17 protein-coding genes and 1 pseudogene are annotated in these 16,768 nt (G+C 60.3%); 5 read left to right on the top strand and 13 right to left on the bottom strand.

What is annotated here, in order from left to right:
- Positions 1–163: pseudogene (locus tag FP026_RS05715) on the bottom strand (aromatic ring-hydroxylating dioxygenase subunit alpha); the annotation flags it as partial.
- Between the two features lie 109 nt (positions 164–272).
- Here FP026_RS05715 and FP026_RS05710 point away from each other — a divergent pair.
- A complete protein-coding gene (locus FP026_RS05710; protein ID WP_149633643.1) occupies positions 273–1,160 on the top strand; it encodes a LysR substrate-binding domain-containing protein in 888 nt (295 codons plus the stop codon).
- Between the two features lie 105 nt (positions 1,161–1,265).
- On the opposite strand, the gene FP026_RS05705 is transcribed toward FP026_RS05710, so the two are convergent.
- Genes FP026_RS05705 through mdcA form a run of 7 tightly spaced genes read right to left on the bottom strand, consistent with a single transcriptional unit; the run spans position 1,266 to position 7,256 of the window.
- Positions 1,266–2,186 carry an ACP S-malonyltransferase gene (locus tag FP026_RS05705; protein WP_149633642.1) on the bottom strand — a complete coding sequence of 307 codons (921 nt, stop codon included), beginning with the start codon at positions 2,184–2,186 and terminating at the stop codon, positions 1,266–1,268.
- Positions 2,183–3,037: a triphosphoribosyl-dephospho-CoA synthase MdcB gene (gene mdcB / locus FP026_RS05700; RefSeq protein ID WP_149633641.1), complete on the bottom strand. Its 855-nt coding sequence runs from the start codon at positions 3,035–3,037 to the stop codon at positions 2,183–2,185. Before mdcB ends, FP026_RS05705 begins: the two co-directional genes overlap by 4 nt.
- Positions 3,034–3,675, bottom strand: coding sequence for a malonate decarboxylase holo-[acyl-carrier-protein] synthase (mdcG, locus tag FP026_RS05695; RefSeq protein WP_149633640.1), 642 nt, complete (start codon positions 3,673–3,675; stop codon positions 3,034–3,036). The genes mdcB and mdcG overlap by 4 nt, the downstream gene beginning before the upstream one ends.
- Positions 3,668–4,390, bottom strand: a complete 723-nt coding sequence (locus FP026_RS05690; RefSeq protein ID WP_149633639.1) for a biotin-independent malonate decarboxylase subunit gamma — start codon at positions 4,388–4,390, stop codon at positions 3,668–3,670. Before FP026_RS05690 ends, mdcG begins: the two co-directional genes overlap by 8 nt.
- On the bottom strand, positions 4,377–5,288 hold the full coding sequence (locus FP026_RS05685) for a biotin-independent malonate decarboxylase subunit beta (protein ID WP_149633638.1): 912 nt from the start codon (positions 5,286–5,288) through the stop codon (positions 4,377–4,379). The genes FP026_RS05690 and FP026_RS05685 overlap by 14 nt, the downstream gene beginning before the upstream one ends.
- Positions 5,285–5,596 (bottom strand): malonate decarboxylase acyl carrier protein, encoded by a 312-nt coding sequence (gene mdcC / locus FP026_RS05680; RefSeq protein WP_149633637.1) that lies wholly within the window; start codon positions 5,594–5,596, stop codon positions 5,285–5,287. Before mdcC ends, FP026_RS05685 begins: the two co-directional genes overlap by 4 nt.
- Positions 5,597–5,606: 10 nt before the next feature.
- Complete coding sequence (gene mdcA, locus FP026_RS05675; protein ID WP_149633636.1) at positions 5,607–7,256, bottom strand: malonate decarboxylase subunit alpha; 1,650 nt, start codon at positions 7,254–7,256, stop codon at positions 5,607–5,609.
- A gap of 175 nt (positions 7,257–7,431) precedes the next feature.
- On the opposite strand from mdcA, the gene madL reads away from it, so the two are divergent.
- The 3 genes from madL (at position 7,432) to FP026_RS05660 (ending at position 9,413) form a co-directional block, all read left to right on the top strand.
- Positions 7,432–7,854: a malonate transporter subunit MadL gene (gene madL, locus FP026_RS05670; protein ID WP_149633635.1), complete on the top strand. Its 423-nt coding sequence runs from the start codon at positions 7,432–7,434 to the stop codon at positions 7,852–7,854.
- Positions 7,855–7,865: 11 nt separating this feature from the next.
- Complete coding sequence (madM, locus tag FP026_RS05665) at positions 7,866–8,630, top strand: malonate transporter subunit MadM (protein ID WP_149633634.1); 765 nt, start codon at positions 7,866–7,868, stop codon at positions 8,628–8,630.
- 114 nt (positions 8,631–8,744) lie between these two features.
- The gene (locus FP026_RS05660) at positions 8,745–9,413 is read left to right on the top strand and encodes a GntR family transcriptional regulator (protein WP_149633633.1); all 669 of its coding nucleotides are present in this window, start codon (positions 8,745–8,747) and stop codon (positions 9,411–9,413) included.
- 394 nt (positions 9,414–9,807) lie between these two features.
- Here FP026_RS05660 and FP026_RS05650 read toward each other — a convergent pair whose 3' ends face one another.
- Positions 9,808–10,011 (bottom strand): cold-shock protein, encoded by a 204-nt coding sequence (locus tag FP026_RS05650; protein WP_149633631.1) that lies wholly within the window; start codon positions 10,009–10,011, stop codon positions 9,808–9,810.
- A 135-nt stretch (positions 10,012–10,146) separates the two neighbouring features.
- Positions 10,147–11,163: an alpha/beta fold hydrolase gene (locus FP026_RS05645; protein WP_432444090.1), complete on the bottom strand. Its 1,017-nt coding sequence runs from the start codon at positions 11,161–11,163 to the stop codon at positions 10,147–10,149.
- A 203-nt stretch (positions 11,164–11,366) separates the two neighbouring features.
- On the opposite strand from FP026_RS05645, the gene FP026_RS05640 reads away from it, so the two are divergent.
- On the top strand, positions 11,367–12,407 hold the full coding sequence (locus FP026_RS05640; protein ID WP_149633630.1) for a FecR family protein: 1,041 nt from the start codon (positions 11,367–11,369) through the stop codon (positions 12,405–12,407).
- Positions 12,408–12,441: 34 nt separating this feature from the next.
- Here the strand turns inward: FP026_RS05640 and FP026_RS05635 are convergent, their stop codons facing one another.
- From FP026_RS05635 to FP026_RS05625, 3 genes are all read right to left on the bottom strand, one after another.
- Complete coding sequence (locus tag FP026_RS05635) at positions 12,442–14,613, bottom strand: CHASE2 domain-containing protein (protein ID WP_281408576.1); 2,172 nt, start codon at positions 14,611–14,613, stop codon at positions 12,442–12,444.
- Positions 14,614–14,822: 209 nt separating this feature from the next.
- Positions 14,823–15,320, bottom strand: coding sequence for a BON domain-containing protein (locus tag FP026_RS05630; RefSeq protein WP_149633629.1), 498 nt, complete (start codon positions 15,318–15,320; stop codon positions 14,823–14,825).
- Between the two features lie 215 nt (positions 15,321–15,535).
- Positions 15,536–16,615, bottom strand: a complete 1,080-nt coding sequence (locus FP026_RS05625; protein ID WP_149633628.1) for a LacI family DNA-binding transcriptional regulator — start codon at positions 16,613–16,615, stop codon at positions 15,536–15,538.
- Positions 16,616–16,768 lie beyond the last annotated feature (153 nt).

Here is a 16,768-nt window from a genome sequence, read left to right as displayed (position 1 = left end):
GAACGTCGCAGTCAAGGCCGACGCAGATCCAGTGCTTGTGGAAGAAGACATCGATGTCGGCCTCGAAGACGTCTTCGCGCGTATAAAGGCCGGCCGGCAGGGAATGACCATCGGCGCGGGCTTCAAGAAGTGCGGAGATATCAGATGGAAGCCTGGTTAGCATGATAACCCCTCATGGTTCGATGGCCGTCAGTTTGCTCTTGCATCTCATAGGCTTCAACGGCATTAATTTTCAACGATCCATAACTTTATGTAATGCTAGGGATGCTTGAATGAACTTTCGGCGTCGTATCCCATCTCTGACGGCATTGATGACGCTTGAGGCCGTTCTGCGGCACAGAAGCTTCACCGCGGCCGCGATTGAGCTGGGTGTCACTCAGGCAGCAGTCAGTCGCCAGATCGCGGCATTGGAAGAGGAACTGGGATTGCCGATGTTTGTGCGCAAACACCGCGCCATCGAACCGACCGCGGAATGCCTCATCCTGGGAACGACGCTCGCTCAGAGCTTCGCGAATATCGCGGACACGCTCGATGCGGTCAGATTCTCCCAGCAGGACGTCGTGACCATCGGCGCGACGGTCGCCTTCTCCTCGTTCTGGCTTCTTCCCCGCCTGGCGGAGTTCCGGCGGGAGAATTCGGGCGTGCAGATCAGGGTCGTCTCGCAGGATGCCAGGATCGATCTCGACGCAGGTGGCATCGATATAGCCATTCGTTACGGGAGGCCGCCGTTCGCCGACGCGAAGGTGGTTGCCTCCCAGGAGGACTTTGTCGTCCCCGTATGTTCGCCCGACTATCTGCGGCGGCGTCTGTCCGGTGAGCTCAGCGAAATCGACGAATTCATAGAGACAGACGTGCATGACAGATCATGGCTGTCCTGGCCGCAATGGGTGGAGGAGACGGGTCGTGCTCTGCGGATAAAGCCGCATCTTCGCTTCAACCATTATACCGAGGCGATCGCGGCTGCACGCGCGGGGCAGGGGATCGCGCTGGGCTGGCGTCTTCTTGTCCAGACCTTTCTGGATGACGGCACGCTCGTCGTCCTGGACGTGGCCGAGATGCCCACCGAGGACCGGTACTATGTTCTGCTCCCTGCCAAAACACGCCGAAAGCCTGCGGCGGAGCATGCGGCGAATTGGCTAGCGAACGCGCTCACTCGTTGAAGACGCGGAAGATCCTCTTGAAGCCTGAGATTGGCAACCAAGTGCTGCGCGTGGCAGTCCGAGATCGATGAAAGTCATACTATCGGCTGTGATAAGGCTTTGATTTCAAAGGGCAGCCAGCCAGGACTTGACGCCCGAGAGGGTGTGGAAATCATCGACTGCGCGCACCTTGACCGCAGGTAAGGCGATAGTAGCCATTTCCGCCAGAGCTCGGCCAGGCCCAAGTTCGAGGATCGCGGTTACGCCACGTTCCCCCAAGGCTTCAATCACCTCGGCCCAATCGATCCTCTCGGCCACCTGCCGTGCCAAACCCTTCCGAGCGCGATGCGGATCGGCAACGAGAGTGGCGCCGCTGGCGGTCATGAGACGCAGCGTCGGGCGGTTCATGGCCACCGAGGCGAGCGCATTGTCAAACGGTGCGACCGCACCGGCAAGCCGCGATGTATGGGAGGCGACATGTACTATCATCGGGGCGGCACGCGCCGCACCTTCCTCCAGCGCAGCCGTGCAGAGCGCGGCGATCGAACGTCGATCGCCGCCGACGATGAACAGGAGATCCGGGTTCACAATGGCAATCGCGCAACCGAACCGAGCGGTGAGCCGTTCCACGGCCGCCTGCGGCAAGCCACGCACATAGCCGAGCCCATCATCCGGCCCGCCTGCAGCGTCCATTGCCCGTGCCCGCTGATCGACCAGTTTCAAAGTATCCATGGGCGACCAGACGCCGGACACCCCCCACGCCGCCATTTCGCCAACGCTGTAACCGGCCACTATCGTTGTGCTTGGCGCGCCGCCCGGGAAAAGGGCACGCGCAATCGCAAGCGCACGCGTCACGCATAGGATCTGGCCGTCGCGGTTGGCATGCAAGGCGGTCTCGGCTGCAGTCCGGCAGAAGTCCGTCGGGTTGGTGCCAAGCATGGCGGTCGCGGCCTCGAAAACTAGCTGTGCAGCGGGTTCCGTCGCCAGGAGCCCGAACATCTCCCGATTCTGATGACCTTGGCCCGAGCAGAGCAGCGCGAGGGTCACAATTCCATCACCTCTGTAAATAGCGCCATGGCAAGCAGATCGGCACAGCCGCCCGGGCTGAGGTTGTGAGCAACGAATGCCTCGTGAATGGCTTTGGCATCCCACCGCCAGTTCGCCCGTCCGACCCCACCATCCGCCAGGAAGGCGCGGGCCTTCTTACGCGCGAAATTCAACCCTTCCGAGCCGGCACGATAAAGCAGATTGCTGTCGTCGACTACGGCGATCAGAGCCATGCAGGCATGGACCCTTGCTGCTTCCTCGTCACCCATGGCCAGGCGCCGCCCTTTGGCAAGCGCTGGGCGGGCAATATCGTAGACGGACGGCATGCCGGCGGCAGCTTCGGCCCGCGCGCCGCCGACACTATAGCGTCGCGCCACCACGCTGCCGTGACTGTCATGCTCCGGCGCCTTGTTGAGGATGTCAGGCCCCCAACGCAGCGCGACAAGGGCGCCGAGCGGCGCCTGCCAGGCGCAAGTCGCCGCCAAGCCGGCCGCCGCCGCCAGCAGGCCGAGGCCGAAGATGGCGCCGCGATGGGTGTTCACTCCGCCGGTCGCATCCCGCATTGCCTTTTCCGCTTCCATGCCGATTTGGCGCAGGCAATCCATGCCGGCATCCATCGTGCCCGCCTCGGCAAGCGCGATGAAGAACGGCTCCAGCGTCCGGGCGCTGAGGCGCAGGAGAGCAGCATCCATGTCGGCGTGAGCGCCGTTGTCGATGTGGCTGACCAACCCTGGCTTGGGCCAGGTTTCCACCTCCAGCATGAGCGCTCGAGCGGCATGCCGCCCGATCAGCGCGGGATCGCAATGCTTGACGGCGACGGGATGTGGTTCGGCCAGCAACGGAAACGTCATGCGAAAAGCGCCTCCCGCGCAATCAAGGCCGATCCGGTATGGGATTTGATCAAGATCTCCGGATTTCCCGCCACCCATTCCCGCCACTGCACGGCTGCGCCGGATGGCGTGATCAATTCAGCGTCGATGCGCATCGGCGCGCGTTCGGCAACAGCGTTGAGCAAGGCTGCTGCGCGTGCCGCATCCATGCTCGAGCGGCACTCGACCAAAAGATCGAGATCGGACGTGCCGGTCAGATAGGAAAGGCCGGTCAGGTATTGCCAGGCCAGACTTCCGAAACAGCGACACGAGGGGACTGCCTCCAAAAGCGCGCCAATGGTCGGGCGCCATCGCGCCGGTGCCGCGGGCAGCACATCCCTCAACAGAGGAGGAGGCGTCGTCCGTATCACGGCGGCTGGTGGGCAGGAAAGAGCAAGCCGTCTGCGTCCCATGTCCGGAGGAAGGGGCAGCCCCAAGGGTAGGGTGTCCGTTAGGTCGCTGCAGGTCCGGCGACGAAAAATTGCCGGTCGTCCCAATGCCGCCCATGCCAGCAGATCGGGCTCCATTTCCACTTCGATTTGGCCGCGCAGCAGACCGGGCCATGCTTCGGAGCATACATAGGCAAGATCGTGGCGACGGAGGGCAGCGACATCAATCATGGTGCAGAGCCAACCGCTCTACTTCGGCCGCGATCATGGCGGCCTTCGGCCGGCCGCCCCGATCGGCGCCCAATCGTGCCCGCAGATCACTGGAAACAGGCTTGGCGAGAAAAGCTGCGAGTTGAGCGTTCAATGAGACGGCCGGATTCCAGACTTCCGCTATGGCACCGGTCGCAAGAAGATTATCGAGGCCTGGCGCGAAGACGGGTGTTGTCTCGGCCTTTTCTTTCAGCGTGGCGAGCGGCAGCTTGGTCACTCGGGCCATGGATGGCAGGTCCATGACTTCGGGCCAGGCGGTGGGCAAGGCAACCAGCGATCCGCAGGCCAACGCGGTGGCAATGAAGGCGCCTGCAGCGCTGCCCCCATAGAGAAGGCCGACCGTGCGATGTCCGGCACGCTCCGCCTGCCATAGGGCTTTCGCCAGGTGCGCCAGCGCCTCGCTGAGACCTAAGAGTTCGTCGCGTCGGCTCATCCGTTGGCTACCGGAATCGACCAGGAACAACAGGGGCGAGCTATCCGGCCGCCGAGCGACCGAAAGGATATGCGCGGCCAGCGTCACCGCCTCATCGACGCCCGGATAGGTCTTGCCGGCAATGCCGATGAGATCGATCCGATTTTGTTGATCCGACCGGCCCCAGCCGGTAATGAGCCCACCCGCCTGCGTCACCTCGTGGCCGGCCGGAAAGAGTGAGGACAGAATATCAGCGAGCTGCATCGGCGCTCTCCCGATGGATATTGGCTGTAGGGAGGAAAGACTCGATGTCCCGTTCCGGTATTTGCCCGGGGTCCTCAATCTGCAGCCGCGCCCATATCTCGATCGCGTCATGGGCATCGCCAAATTGGCGCAATCGATGTTCGAGGCGAGTCTGTTCCGCTTCTAGCACCGTCTGGTCCAAAGTGGCCGCCCGTTGCAGCGCCGCAATCGCGCCGGTTCGGAAAGCGGCGATACCGTCCTCGACAAAGACATCGGCTCCGCCAATCAGGTAGCGATGCTTGCCGCCCATGGTTCGCCAGACGAGCGCCCGGTCGCGGGAGTCGAATTCTTCCACGCCCTTGTTTGTTTCGATGACCTCCGGTCCGGACACGGACAGGCGCCCTTGCTCGGAAATGACGAGCGCCGAACAGCAGCCGGCAATCAGGCTGCCGCCGCCATAGCAGCCCGCCCGGCCGCCAAGAAGACCGATGACGCGCACGCCCTCGGATCGCGCCTCCAGCACGGCGCGGATGATTTCGGAGATTGCCAGCTCACCGGCATTGGCCTCCTGCAGGCGCACGCCACCCGTGTCGAAGAGAATGAGGATATCCCGCCGCATCTTAGCCGCGGCATGCAGCAGGCCCGTTAGCTTGGCGCCGTGCACCTCTCCGATGGCGCCACCCATGAAGCGTCCCTCCTGGGCGGCCACCAGCACGGGGCGGCCGTCGATATGGCCAGCACCGACGATGATGCCGTCGTCGAACTGGCGGGGCAAATCGAAGAGCGCAAGGTGAGGGCTCGTCTCCCGCCGTTCCGGACCTAGGAATTCGGTGAAGCTGTCGGCATCGAGCAGATGCAGCAACCGGCCGCGGGCGGACTCTTCATACCAGCTTCGGCGCAGCTTGTGAGGGTTGTTCATTCTGGCTTCTCCATCAGCCGCACGCCCTGGGCCAGGCGCAGCGCCACCATATCCGGTCGTGCGCCGCCATCATTGATCGTGATACGCAGACCGCCGGCGGCGGAGCGTGCCGCGAAATCCTCGGTGACCGCTGCCCACAACTCACTGAAACCATGGGCCGGCGTCGCGATCTCGATGACGCACCGATCGGGCGCCTCCCGTCGTTCGAGCAATACTTCGAGGTTACCCGAAGCGACGACGCCCACCAGAGCGAGGGCGCGGGTTCCGCCGGTCTGCGTCGATTTCAGTTCATAGAGCAGATTTTCCATGGCATCGGCCTTACCAATTGCGGAAACGGGAAGGCGGTCTGTACAGGCCGCCGGAGGCAAGCATCAGATCCTTGATGGAATGGGCAGCAAGCAGACTGCGATCGGCATCTAATGGATCTATTCCAAGGTCTTCGGGACGCTGGATGATTTTGCGCTGACGCAGGTGCTCCACCATCTTGCGGTCCCGAGCGCGGCCGACTTCGGTGTACCCGGCCACCCCCCGGATCGCCTGCTCCCGCTCGTCCCTGTCACGGCACAGCAGCAGGTTGGCGATCCCCTCTTCCGTCACGATGTGGGTTACGTCATCACCGTAGACCATGACAGGAGCGAGATCGAGCTGCAGTCTGTCGGCGAGATCCAGAGCGGCCAGTCGCTCGACGAACATCGGCACCATGCCGTCGCCGAAGGTTTCGCCGATCTGGACGACCAGTTTGCGTCCACGGCGCAGGGCAGGGGTAGCCGCGGCAGGGTCGGCTTCCTGGCCGGCGCGCAACCAGGCTTCGCTCGGATGGCGCCGGCCTCGCGCGTCCGATCCCATATTGGGAGCGCCGCCGAAACCGGCGACCCGGCTGGCGGTCACGGTCGAACTGTTGCCGGAAAGGTCGATCTGCAGGGTCGAGCCGATGAACATGTCGCAGGCATAAAGTCCGGCGGTCTGGCAGAAGGCACGATTGGAGCGCAGCGAGCCGTCAGGCCCGGTAAAAAAAATGTCGGGGCGGGCCTGCATATAGTCTTCCATACCCACTTCGGAGCCGAAGGAATGGATCTGTTCCACCCATCCGGCCTCGATGGCGGGGATCAAAGTGGGGTGAGGGTTCAGCGCCCAATGCGTGCAGACCTTGCCCTTCAATCCCAGCCGTTCGCCGTAAGTCGGCAGCAGCAGCTCGATGGCCGCCGTATTGAAGCCGATGCCATGGTTCAGGCGCCGCACGCCATAGGGCGCATACAGTCCCCTGATAGCCAGCATCGCCGTCAGGATTTGCGTTTCGGTAATGGCCGCGGGGTCGCGCGTGAACAGCGGCTCCACGTAGAAGGGGCGCTTGGCGTCCACCACGAAATGAACCTGATCGGCGGGAATGTCGACGCGCGGCACGCGATCGACGATCTCGCCCACCTGAGCGACGACCAGGCCCTTGCCGAAGCTCGTCGCCTCCACGACTGTTGGCGTGTCTTCCGTGTTCGGTCCGGTGTAGAGGTTTCCCGCCTTGTCCGCGCTGACCGCCGCGATGAGCGCCACCTGCGGCGTCAGATCAATGAAGTAGCGGGCGAAGAGCTCCAGATAGGTGTGAACGGCACCCAGTTCGATCTGGCCGCCGAACATCATGCGCGCGATGCGGGCCGACTGCGGGCCGGAATAGGAAAAATCGAGCCGACGGGCGACGCCGCTTTCGAAAATATCGAGATGCTCCGGCAGGACCACGCCCGACTGTACCATATGCAGGTCGTGTATCCTGGCGACATCGACTTCAGACAGCGCCTGGGCCAACAGGTCGGCCTGCTTCTGGTTGTCGCCCTCAAGGCAAACTCGATCCCCGGGCTTCAGGATCGCTTCCAGAAAAGCGACGAGGCGCTGCGGATCGACAAGCTTGCCGGCAGAGAAACGCTGGCCGGCTTCGAGACGTGCCTGCCTGTCGCGACCCTTTGTGTTCCAATCTCGCATTTCAATTGCCCTTTGTATGCGCAAGAGAGCGTTTTCATGCGCTCACTATATATACAATTGCCAAAAACGCAATAATGTGTATTTTTAAATCAATATCAGGCATTTTTGTATTCATGGGAGGAGAACAAATGTCGATCTTGTATTTCTTCGGGTGCGCATGCGGGGAGGCGCGTCCATGATGATCTCGGGTGTCGCTATGCTTGCCCTTTGCACCCTCTTGGGGAGCGTCCTCGGCGATCTCCTGGGGGTGGCGCTTGGCGTGAAGGCGAATGTCGGCGGTGTCGGCATTGCCATGATCCTGCTCATCGCCACGCGGCTGTGGCTGAGCAGACGGGGCTTGTTGACGCTTCCGCTCAAACTCGGTGTCGAGTTCTGGGGAGCTCTCTACATTCCGATCGTCGTCGCCATGGCGGCTCAGCAGAACGTGCTCGTGGCTGCGCGCAGCGGACCGCTGGTGCTGATTGCCGGGATCGTGACGGTTTTCGTTTGCTTCGCGACCGTCGCGCTGATGAGCCGTATCGGCGAGCGAGGCGAAACGATGGATGAAATCGAAGCGAGGGCTAGGGGTGAGCTTGCCACCTCCGGCAACGCGGCCTGAGGGAGGCTTTCATGGAGATCCTGAAACACGGCTTGACCGCCAACAGCCTGCTCACCGCGTTTGCGATCGTTGGATTGGTCATGTGGCTATCGAACGCCATTTCGAAACATATCCTGTTCGGCCGCGTCCACGGCTCGGCTATCGCAATCGTTCTGGGGCTCGCCGCGGCCTTTGCCGCTGGCCTGTGGACCGGAGGTGAAAAAGGAGTGGTGGATATTCCCATCCTCAGCGGCATCGGCCTGATGGGCGGAGCCATGCTGCGCGATTTCGCAATCGTCGCCACGGCCTTTGAGGTTGATGTCGGCCAAGCACGCAAGGCTGGCGCTGTCGGTGCGCTTGCCCTTGGCCTCGGCACGGTTCTTCCGTTCATCGTCGGCTCGTTGCTCGCCGTCGCCTTCGGTTACACGGATGCCGTATCCATAACGACGATCGGCGCCGGTGCCGTTACCTACATCGTGGGACCTGTGACGGGAGCGGCTTTGGGTGCAAGCTCGGCTGTGATCGCGCTGTCCATCGCGACCGGTGTTTTCAAAGCCGTCCTTGTCATGGTCGGAACACCGATCGTGGCCAAGGCGATCGGTCTCGACAATCCCCGCAGCGCCATGGTGTTCGGCGGCCTGATGGGAACCGTCAGCGGCGTGTCGGGCGGTTTGGCGGCGACAGATCGTCGTCTCGTTCCCTACGGCGCATTGACGGCGACGTTTCATACGGGGCTGGGCTGCCTTGTTGCACCTTCCATCCTTTATCTTGCCGTACGGGCAATCGTAGGGGGCTGAATGGGTGTGATGAACATGCAGCACGCGGCTTGATGTTGCACGGTGATTGCTATCTGTCGAATTGGATGGTGTAAAACTGAATGGTTTCCCGCCAAATCGGAAGCAAGGTTTGAAATGACGGAATTTGACGAAGCTGGATCGATCGGCCAGCGCATTAAACTGGTGCTGATGGATGAGATTTCCTCCGGCGCCATAAGGCCCGGCACAAGTTTAGACGAAGCAACGCTGAGCAGCCGCTTTGGCGCCTCCCGCACGCCGGTGAGGGAGGCTCTGCGCCAGCTGGAGGCGATCGGCCTGGTTGAGATTCGCCCGCGACGCGGCGCAACGGTCCTGCCGCTGACCTTGCCGCGGCTGATGGAGATGTTCGAAGTGACCGCAGAGATGGAATGCATGTGCGTCCGTCTGGCAACGCATCGGATAACGGGCATGGAACGCGCCGTTCTGGCTGATATTCACGAGCGTTCCGAACTCGCGGCGAAAGCGGACGACTTCGAACAATACGACAAGCTCAATTTGTCCTTCCACGAAGCATTGTATCGCAGTGCGCACAACGAGTTTCTGTTCGATGAACTGATGCGGCTTCGGGCAAGGCTCCTGCCATTCCGCAGAACGCAGCTGCGCCAACCGCAGCGATTGGCGGCTTCATTTCTTGAACACGAGGCGATCTTGCGTGCAATGATGCGCGGCGATGCAACGGAAGCGGTTTTGATCATGCGCGAGCACATGTTGAATGCCGCTCTGGCATTGGCACGCTACATGGAAATCGGCGAGGGAGCCGCATAATGAAGGCATCCGGCAAGCACGCAAGATAAGCAGCGCTCATCGATGACGACTTGCTCGGAGGTGAGCGGCAACGGTGCTCGCAAGACCAACTAGAGCAATTCCAGGAAAAGTGCGAAGCGGTTTTCCGTCCGGAATTGCGTAACAACAAAAGGATAGAGCGTTTTCGCGTTTCGAAGGAAAGCGGAAAGCTCTAGGATTTCCAAGGGGGAGCGTTGCCCCTATCAACCTTGCATTTGCGGAGCGCAACTCCACAAATGCAAGGAAAGACACTAATTGCATAGCCCCATGCGCTTCTGCTTGGTCTTACACCATGCATGCGCAATTCATGCCGGTCGACATGGCTGGGAACGCCGCAACACGACCCATGTATTGGATAGTGCTGTGTCTGATTTCGTCAGAGCGGTCTGACGTTTTCTGCCTTCGACTTGCCGGTCTTGCGATCCTGGCCGAGATCATAGGAAACAGATTGCCCCTCTTTGAGCACATCGCCATATTGCAGGGCGGAGACATGCACGAACACGTCAGCTCCTCCCGATTCCGGTGCGATGAAGCCGAAACCCTTGTCGCTGTTGAAAAACTTAACTTTACCAGTCGGCATGCCAGTCCCCCGTATCTATACAGTTTGATTGCGACGGCAACCTAGCGGTCAGTCGGCGCCAGATCAAGCCGGTCGGATGCGGAGGTTTGATATTCTCCGTCTTCTCTTATGCTTTTGTACCGGATGCAACAAGGTTTAACCGGCTGTGAGCTGCTGACGAAAGCCGGCATGAGCGCGCTTCCCACCGATTGAAGCGATGTCGAGCGGCCTGATGCCGGAACCCGTGTCTGCAACACTGACCAAGTCGCTCAACATCGTCCGCGCGAAGTCGGGCGCAATGTGATGCGGCATGTGACCAACACCATTCAGCAGCTTGATGGTCGGAGCGGGGTGCTTTCCCCGGATCCATTCCAGGTGCCAGGCGGGATCGATAATCTTATCGGCGAGCCCGAACAGGACCGATATCGGCAAATCCGCGGGAAGTGTCGTCAGACTTTGCATATCGGTATTGAATACCCGAAGCTCGTCCGCCATGGACCGGATCGAAATTGGGTTGAGCAGATGAGGTGCGGGCAAATTTGCAAGCGTGGCCGGGACGGGGTTCGGATACGACGAGGCTTGAAGTCCGCGTTCGACAAAGTATCCGGGCCAGCGGCTGATCACCTGCTGGTAAAATACAGCGCCGATCATCGGAGCTGAGGCGGCTCTGAGCATGATGAGCGGCTTGAACGGTACCGGTCGGCAGCAGGGAGAGATGAGCAGCAGGCCGCTCAATAGATCCGGCCTTCGCGCGGCAAGATGGAGAGCAGGCGCGCAGCCTATCGAATGCGCCACTATGACGACGTTTCTAATGTCGAGGAACCCGAAGAGATGCTCGAGCCAGACCGATTGCCCGAAACCGCCGCGCTCGCCCTCTGGCAAGGGGGTGCTATGGCCATAACCAGGGCGGTCGACCGCAATCAGCCGGTGCGTGCTGTTCTCAAAAGGAAGAAGAACCTCCTGGGCGAGACTGCCGCATCCGTGCAAAACGACGACGGGACGCCCCGTGACATTGCCACTTTCCAGGATGTGGACTTGAGCGGAGTTGAATTGAAGAATTTTACCGGTACGGGCAATGGCGTGCTGCGTTTTCATCTGCCTCAAACGTAACGCGTCCGAAATTGTTCCATTGTCAGTTTTCGAACGCAGTAACTTCGTCGAAATATCGCGCATGATCCGAAGGTGGGTTTTCTGTCAAGCAAGATGGAAGATGCGACCGGCATCGAAGCTTCAATGATAGTGCCAACGGTAGAATTCGTCCATTTCGATGGGATCCAGGCCGATAATAAATCAGCCTACGCCATTTATACTCAGAAAGGATGATACGACATTCGATGGTATTCTATGGTAAAACATAAGTATGCCTGGAGGGTGGGATGTTGTATCTACCTCGCGCCGCAACCATTGCGCTGAGCGTCATGCTGCTCGCGCCATTGTCTTCGAGAGCCGCCGAGAAGGTCGGCCAGGCGGTGCTGATCAAAACCGAAGTTACGGGCGAAGGCGGTCCGCTCGCGGTCGATGATCCTGTACATCGGGACGAGCGAATTCGTACCTCCCTTTCCGGTCTTGGACAGTTCACCTTTCGAGATGGCACGAAGCTGGCTGTCGGAGCCGGCTCTTCTGTTGTCATCGACAAATTCGTCTTCGACGACTCTGGCTCGGTCAAAAAGCTTACCGTAAATGCGGCAAAGGGCACTTTTCGCTGGATGAGCGGAAATTCGAACCACTCGGCCTATCAGATCGTCACTCCTGCCGGAACGATCGGTGTGCGCGGGACGGTATTTGATTTCTATGTCGGGGCCAACGGCACTACAGCGGTCGTTCTGTTGAGCGGCGCCGCGCAATTCTGCGGTGCCGGCGGCTGCAAGCAGTTGAAGCAGCAATGCGACTGTATCGTTGCAAAACGCAACGGCCAGGTCAGTGATCCGCGCCGGGTCAACCGCGATATCCTCAAAACCCTCGGCAATCAGCGAGCTTTGCCGTTCCTGTCCGGGGATCAGCAGCTTTCGGGACGAATGAGTTTTGCCGGCGGTGGCGCATGCGGTCTGTCGACGGCGATGAAAGATCGGCCCAACGGGGTCTCTCCGCGCAGCGCTCCGGCAAATAATCCTGCACCGGCGCCGCACGATACGCCGAGCGCACCCAGCCCCCAGGAATCGCCACGCGCCGAGGCGCCTGCCACACCGCACGAAACTCCCAGCACGCCAGGTGTCTCAAATCCGCCAAGTACGCCCGACAAATCAGGAAAACCGCACGAGCGCGATGGCGACGAAGGCGAGCATCACGATCATCATGAGCATCACGACCATCATGGCAGAGGTGATCACGGATGGGGTGATCATGACGGAGACAACCAGGACAGCCAAGGCGATGACGGCAATCATGGCGATCACCGTGGCGGGCATCACCATCGATAGTGCTGTGCGTCGCGGAGGATGGCTATCAAATCAGCTAGATGTCGGCCGCCTTCTCTGGAGTTTCGTCGGCGAAATGTCCGGCCCGGCGCGAAATCTGGCTGTAAAAGCCCTGCAATAATCCTGTTGCTACGGCCTGGGCTTTGAGTTTCGCCGCGCTGACGAGTTTGCGGCTGCTCGTCGAGCGTGTTCGGAGAGCGGCGACAAGCTGCCTGTGCATGGACTGAAGTTCGACAAATTCGATGGATCTTGCCAGGCGCGCATCGCCGACAACCGCAAAAAGGTTGGTTCGCATACTCTTACCCTTCAACGTCAGCGCTCCGGCTTCGAGCAGAGCGCAATCGGGCAGCAGGCTTGCCGTCGGTTCGGATACCAGAATGTCGAAATTGATATCCTTGCAGGCGGATTCGATACGCGCGGCAATGTTCACGGCGTCGCCGACCGCGGAGTAATTGAACCGTGTCTCGGCCCCCATATTGCCGACGCAGGCAAGCCCCGTATGTATGCCGATCCCTATTCCGACCCGCCGCTCGTCTCCGAAACCGAATGCGTCGCTTTTGTTGAGGCGAGCGAGCGTTTCCCGCATGCCGAGAGCCGCACGGATCGCCTTGCCGGCATGATCGGCGACATCGACAGGAGCGTTCCAGAAGGCCATGATCGAGTCGCCGATGAACTTGTCGAGCGTTCCGTCATTGGCGATGACATGGTAGCTCAGCGCATCGAGCAGCGTGTTCAGAAACGCGACGACGGCACTCGGGGTCATCTCCTCGCTGATCTGGGTGAAGTTTCGCACATCGACGAACATGACCGTCAGCTCGCGTTCATCGCCTCCGAGGCGCAGGGCGTTGCGCGTATGCTCGATGCGATGGAGCAGCGATGGCGAGAGATAGTGGCCGAAAGCCCGCCGCACGTCGCGATGTTCCCGATCGGTCACGAGAAAGCGGAATGCCGTCGCGGCGAAATGCGTGATCGATCCGGCAACGATCGGTGCCAGCGGGTCGAAGAGAAAACCACCATAAAGGAAGGCAAACCAGGAGGCCACAAGGGCAAGGAGGGTAATCTGCAGGCCGCAGGCAAGCGCGACGGCCGGATTGACGAAAGTGGTGAGGATCACCAGAAGGCTGCCCAAAATGGCGATGAACAGGATTTCCAGCCCGTCTGCCCAATCCGGCCGGGACAGGAAGCGGCCTGACAGTATCTGCTCGACGATCTGCGCATGAATGGAGACACCCGGCACGTTCTCGCCGAGCGCTGTGGTGCGGACATCCTGGAGACCGGAGGCAGAGGTTCCAACAAAAATGATGCTGCCTTCGATGGCCGTTTTCATATCGGCGGAGGCGTCTCCGGGCGAAAGTACCTTCGCTGCCGAAATATATCGGTCCGCGGTGTCGGGACTGACATAGAGCCAGAGCTCTCCTGCTGCCGTTACCGGCACGATGAAATCCCCGATTTTCACCCGGGTCAGTGTATTCGGCGTGTTCGGGGCTGCGTCGAGCACATAGGTGGAGGCCCCCTGTGCGACGCGGAGCGCTTCGAGTGCAAGACTGGGGTAGAGCTGCTTGCCGTCGCTAAGGAAAAGCGGAACCGCGCGCACCACCGCCGACGATGCGCCCGGATTGAGGCTGATATGACCGAGGCCCGAGGCATTGGCCTGCAATTGCGGCTGCAGCGGCGTCGCCGCCTTGATTGCCGGCGGTGCACCAAAGGGAGTTTCGCCGGTATAGGCGAACCCTGCCTTGACCGGCGGCAGATAGTTTCCCTCGTTGGAGAGGCCGAAGCCCAGAACCACCGGCCTTCCCGCTAGCGATTGGGAAAAAATCTCATCGTTATCAGGGAGCTTGCCCAGCAGCGAGGGGTCGATGCCGGTGACGTCGCGAACGACATTGCGAGGCGACAGGCGGTCGGGCTCGGCGAAAAGGAAATCGAAGGCGATGGCGGACGCGCCCATATCGGAAAGCCTGTCCACGAGGGCGGCAATCCGGTTTCGCGGCCAAGGCCATTGACCGAACTCGCGCAAGGACGCTTCGTCTATGTCGACGACGCGGACGGGCTGGTTCTCGAAAGTCCGGGGCACCAGGCGCTGATACTGGTCGAATGTCAAATCGCGGGCAAGCCTTAGCAACTGAGGATCGCTCGCCCTAAGGATCGTCAGTGCCGTGACGATGGCCAGGCCGATAACGACGCCAATTTGCTGCGCACGCGTCACCATTGCGGTGTCGGTTCCTTTGCCCCGCATCCCTCGGCGATAGTAGCAATTCGGAAAAATGCGAAATCTAAAGTTCTGCTGCTGTGCCGGGGAAGAATATGCTGCCTTGTTCTCGGCAGCGATGCAATGATCAAAGTATCGAAGAGATATGGGGCAGTGTTTTCACACGATCGTATCCAGATTAAGTCTCGCTACGATTGAGCCGTTCCAATTCAATCCCCATCGGAAATATGAGAATCGACGGCGATCGTCTCGAGATTGTTTCGCACGGCCGCGACGCCAGGTACCGACAAAACGATAGCTTCCAGGTGGCGCAGCAGCGAAATTGTCTCGACGCGGCCTTCCAGCGTGACAACCCCATCGACGGCCCGCACTTCGATGCTGTCGACATCGACCTCGCCGATCTCTTCCAGTCGATCCGTGATCTGCGCTTCCAGTTGGTCGTCGTCAATTCTATTTGCTGGCAAAGGCGCGGTTGTATCGATCCTGTCCTCACGCCCCGACGCATCGGCGGTATCCTTTGTAAATCCTGAGCTCGGATCTTCGTCGAAATTGGCCGGTGTATCGCCGTAGCCCGTGTTGTCGGGCCTGGGCTTTACAGGATCGCCGTCGGCATCCGAATACGACCAACCCTCACGCAAGTCCCGGTCTTCATAATCGCGATAGTCTTCTTCGCGGGATGATGGATTTGGTTTACGCGGCGCTGTCATGTCGATCTCCTTTTCTATCGGAGTCAAACATCTCTGAAATCAATTTGTTTCATCGCATCCGCCACCGCAGTTTGTCAGGCTTGAATTACGACAGGCAGAACGCGGATTGAAATTGGGGCCGTGTCTATTGTCATGGTTTGTTGTGCTCTCCCTATCACCTTCGTCGACGGCGACGACGATTTTCGGGCATTCCCAACCACTCGCGATATGGCGCGTTACTGGTCGCTGAGAGGCAGCGAGGCGACCGATCCGCGCCGGATGAGGCTTGTTTTTATGGCGGTGCGCTCCACGAGCATGCCCTTGCCGTTCAATCGTGAAATCAGCCGTTCGGCCGCCTTCTTGCCCATCTCGTAGACCGGCTGGTCGATGACGGTGATCGGCGGCGTCGTGACGGTCGTCCAATCGGCATCCAGAAAGGAAATCATCGAGATATCGCGCGGTATGGACAGCCCCAGGGTCTGCAGAGACTTGAAAACTCTAAGGCCGACGAGGCTGTCTGAAGCGATGAGGGCGGTTGGCGGTGCCGCGTCCTGCAGCAGGCGCTCGACGACACCATCCGTCCTCGGCTGGTCGGTGGCGCCGAGCCGCACGTAGTGCCGAGCCTTCCTTATGCCGGCGTCGGCTTGCTCCTTCAGCACGCCTTCCACCCGTTCGCGCACCGCCGAATTGGAAATGCTGCGGCTATCGCCAAGGAATTCACCCTCTGCATCCATGGCGGATATATAGGCGATCCGACGATGCCCCATGTCGAGAAGATAGCGGGTGGCCATCATGGCCGCGTCGAAATCATCGCCCGTGACAGCATCGACGCCGAGTTCCGGAATGCTTCGGTCAAAGAGAACGAGCGGCACGCCGACGCGGTGTATGTCCTGAAGATGTTCCATCCGGTCGCAGCGCGCCGGGGTCACAATCAGCCCATCGACGCGCTTGCCGATGAGCAGGTCCACCGCCGACTTTTCCGCATCGAGCTCCTCGCCGGAATTGGCGATGATCACGTTGAAGCCGGCCATGCGTGCGACGTCGCTGATGCCTCTGACGGCCAGACTGAAGAAGGCATTCTCGATATCGCCGACTACAACTCCGATGATACCGGATTTGCCCGTCGTCATGCTGCGGGCAAGTTCGTTCGGCCGGTATTCGAGCGCCGCGGCGGCGGCAAGCACTTGCTCGCGAACCTTGTCGCTGACGACACCATAGCCGCCGAGCACGCGCGCGGCGGTGGCCTTCGAGACATTTGCTGCCCTGGCAACGTCGGCGACGGTCACGGAGCGTTTCGGTATGAGGGGCTCTTCCATTCAATGACGACTACAAGAGTTGTTGACGGACGGTCAATCTCAAGTTAACAAATATCGATTGAGACCGGTCTCTTTATATATGAGACCGGTCTCTTGTCCAGATATTCCCTCGCCGATCTAAAGGCAGGGATGCGGACGCGCATGCATGAATGC

The organism is Martinezella tropici, from assembly GCF_008370325.1.
Taxonomy (GTDB): domain Bacteria; phylum Pseudomonadota; class Alphaproteobacteria; order Rhizobiales; family Rhizobiaceae; genus Rhizobium; species Rhizobium tropici_B.
This window is presented reverse-complemented; position numbering and strand designations above follow the sequence as displayed.

Excerpts from the sequence above, each read along its gene's own strand:
- FP026_RS05710 (WP_149633643.1), top strand. The coding sequence starts at position 273 with ATGAACTTTCGGCGTCGTATCCCATCTCTGACGGCATTGATGACGCTT.
- mdcB (WP_149633641.1), bottom strand. The coding sequence starts at position 3,037 with ATGACGTTTCCGTTGCTGGCCGAACCACATCCCGTCGCCGTCAAGCAT.
- mdcG (WP_149633640.1), bottom strand. The coding sequence starts at position 3,675 with ATGATTGATGTCGCTGCCCTCCGTCGCCACGATCTTGCCTATGTATGC.
- FP026_RS05690 (WP_149633639.1), bottom strand. The coding sequence starts at position 4,390 with ATGCAGCTCGCTGATATTCTGTCCTCACTCTTTCCGGCCGGCCACGAG.
- FP026_RS05685 (WP_149633638.1), bottom strand. The coding sequence starts at position 5,288 with ATGAACAACCCTCACAAGCTGCGCCGAAGCTGGTATGAAGAGTCCGCC.
- mdcC (WP_149633637.1), bottom strand. The coding sequence starts at position 5,596 with ATGGAAAATCTGCTCTATGAACTGAAATCGACGCAGACCGGCGGAACC.
- mdcA (WP_149633636.1), bottom strand. The coding sequence starts at position 7,256 with ATGCGAGATTGGAACACAAAGGGTCGCGACAGGCAGGCACGTCTCGAA.
- madL (WP_149633635.1), top strand. The coding sequence starts at position 7,432 with ATGATGATCTCGGGTGTCGCTATGCTTGCCCTTTGCACCCTCTTGGGG.
- madM (WP_149633634.1), top strand. The coding sequence starts at position 7,866 with ATGGAGATCCTGAAACACGGCTTGACCGCCAACAGCCTGCTCACCGCG.
- FP026_RS05660 (WP_149633633.1), top strand. The coding sequence starts at position 8,745 with ATGACGGAATTTGACGAAGCTGGATCGATCGGCCAGCGCATTAAACTG.
- FP026_RS05650 (WP_149633631.1), bottom strand. The coding sequence starts at position 10,011 with ATGCCGACTGGTAAAGTTAAGTTTTTCAACAGCGACAAGGGTTTCGGC.
- FP026_RS05645 (WP_432444090.1), bottom strand. The coding sequence starts at position 11,163 with ATGCGCGATATTTCGACGAAGTTACTGCGTTCGAAAACTGACAATGGA.
- FP026_RS05640 (WP_149633630.1), top strand. The coding sequence starts at position 11,367 with ATGTTGTATCTACCTCGCGCCGCAACCATTGCGCTGAGCGTCATGCTG.
- FP026_RS05635 (WP_281408576.1), bottom strand. The coding sequence starts at position 14,613 with ATGGTGACGCGTGCGCAGCAAATTGGCGTCGTTATCGGCCTGGCCATC.
- FP026_RS05630 (WP_149633629.1), bottom strand. The coding sequence starts at position 15,320 with ATGACAGCGCCGCGTAAACCAAATCCATCATCCCGCGAAGAAGACTAT.
- FP026_RS05625 (WP_149633628.1), bottom strand. The coding sequence starts at position 16,615 with ATGGAAGAGCCCCTCATACCGAAACGCTCCGTGACCGTCGCCGACGTT.